General features: G+C 38.8%; 3 protein-coding genes. 1 reads left to right on the forward strand and 2 read right to left on the reverse strand.

Features of this window, described 5'->3' with window-relative positions; genetic code table 11:
* Positions 1-1,005 (reverse strand): HAL/PAL/TAL family ammonia-lyase (locus tag AC1DPQ_RS25350; RefSeq protein ID WP_477611259.1); only part of this gene is annotated, 1,005 nt, incomplete at its 3' end.
* 76 nt (positions 1,006-1,081) lie between these two features.
* Between AC1DPQ_RS25350 and AC1DPQ_RS25355 the strand changes: the two genes are divergently transcribed.
* On the forward strand, positions 1,082-1,975 hold the full coding sequence (locus AC1DPQ_RS25355; protein ID WP_477578646.1) for a LysR family transcriptional regulator: 894 nt from the start codon (positions 1,082-1,084) through the stop codon (positions 1,973-1,975).
* Here AC1DPQ_RS25355 and AC1DPQ_RS25360 read toward each other — a convergent pair.
* A partial coding sequence (locus tag AC1DPQ_RS25360) for a DUF8184 family protein (RefSeq protein ID WP_477611260.1) occupies positions 1,972-2,290 on the reverse strand: 319 nt, incomplete at its 5' end. The genes AC1DPQ_RS25355 and AC1DPQ_RS25360 overlap by 4 nt on opposite strands.

Here is a 2,290-nt window from a genome sequence, read left to right on the forward strand (position 1 = left end):
TGGCTGACCATGAAAATTACCGCCGCTGATCGTTAAATCGTCATTAAATATTACAGGGTTATCCGTTACCGAATTCAGTTCGATTTCTAAAGCTTCTTTTAAATGCATCCATGCCGTTCTGGAAGCTCCATGTACTTGTGGAATACACCTTAATGAATATGGATCCTGTACTTTGGCGCAATCGGCATGCGATTTCATAATTTCAGAACCTCGCAACAGTTTACGTACTTGCCCGGCAACCGCAATATTTGCCGGATAAGGCCTAAGCTGATGAAGCTGTGCATGAAAAGGTTTTTCAGAGCCTTGTAGTCCTTCGATCATCATCGCCGAAATGATATTGGCTGAAGCCAGCACATTTTCTAATCGCTGTACCACTTTAACGGCATGCGCAGCGATAAACTGGGTACCATTAATGAGGGCCAAGCCTTCTTTTGGCCCCAACTGCAGCGGACTCATCTGATATTCTTGTAAAAGCTGAGCTGTAGCAATAATTTCACCTTTGTAATGAACTTTTCCTAAGCCAATTAAAGGCAAAAAGAGGTGAGATAAAGGAGCAAGATCGCCGGAGGCACCAACAGAGCCTTGTTTGGGTACTACCGGTATAGCACCGATTTCTAAAAACCAGATCATTCGATCGAGCGTTTCGATTTTAATACCTGAATATCCCTGCGCTAAAGCCTGTAGTTTTAAAACCAACATCAGTTTTGATATTTCACTATCTATCGGCTCTCCAACACCAACAGCATGACTTTTCAAAATATTCTCTTGTAATTTACGGGTATCAACCGCCGAAATCATGGAGGTACACAGTGGTCCGAAACCGGTATTGATGCCGTAAACGGCTTTACCTGAAACCGCTATCCGTTCAACTACCTTACTACTTTCCAGTACTTTATTGCGGGTATCCTGGCTCAATATTCCTTTTATCTCGCCATTGCTGATGGCCAAAGCCAGTTTAGCGGTTAAATGATCTGTTCCATAATTAAAAATCTGTTGCTCGCTCATGTTAAAAAGGTTTTAAACAAAAATAAGCTCTATAYTTGATACCTATAAATACCAATTACATCATCATGTAATAACCATGGGTTATCAGATAGAACTTAGGCACTTAAAATATTTTCAGGTTTTGGCCGAGGAACTGAAGTTTAGAAAGGCCGCAGATCGCCTTTTTATTTCTCAACCAGGCCTGAGCCGGCAGATTAAACAGATGGAGGAAATTTTTAACGCCCCATTGTTCGATCGCAATAAGAAAAAGGTGGAGCTTACCGAAGCAGGCCTGTACCTAAAAGATGAGGTAGATTTTCTGTTCAGCCATATCGAAAACATTAAAAAACAGATCAGCAATATTAATGAAGGCAAACAGGGCGAACTTCGAATTGGTTTTTTAGGCTCAGCAGCACAAAAAATCGTCCCCGAAGTTATATTTAAACTGAACAAAGATTTTCCAGAAATCAGAACAAATCTGGACGAAATGCCCAATAAGTTACAGATCGAACTGTTGGAAAAAGACATGCTTGATATGGGTTTTGTAAGGATGCAACAGTTTAAACCTGGCATTTCTAAACACATGATCCATCAGGATACTTTTTCCCTTGTATTGCCTAAAAGTCATCCCATGAAAAAGGCATCATTTGAAGCGGTAAAAAAATTGGGCAATGAACCCTTTATCTTTTTCTCTAGTGATGACAGTCCATTCTATTACGACCTAATGATGAGCATTTGCGAGGATCATGGCTTTAAACCCAAAACCTATCACAAATCGGTTAATGCGTTAACCATTTACAAACTGGTAGAAGAAGGTTTGGGCATTGCCATTGTACCCACCGCCCTGCAATATGGCTATCAGGAAAACGTAAAGTTTGTAGAGCTTACCCATATTCCGCAAAGAACAGAACTTTACATGATCTGGAAAGAATCTAACCGGAACCCGGCACTAAAAAATGTAATCAAATTGTTGTTGCAGGATAAAGTTTAGGTTGTAATACCTATTTCAATGAATTTAGAAAAGAGATTATAAACAGTATTATTAATATCTAGCGGATAACTTCCTGTATCGCCGTTATTCAAACTATAATCTAATTGTTTTTGATCAGCGCATGCTAAATTATCAACCTTAAACCTACCCCATGGATTCTGCTTAATCAAAATAATTTCATCTTCTTCACTTATAACTGCTAAAGAATCAATTAATTCATATTTTTCATTTTGTTTGTAAAGATCCAATTCTTTAAATTTCCCTTCTTCAAAGAAGAGTTGAAACTTATCCAATTCATTCTGATCAATAGCCTTA

The organism is Pedobacter sp. 01T416_2, from assembly GCF_056398925.1.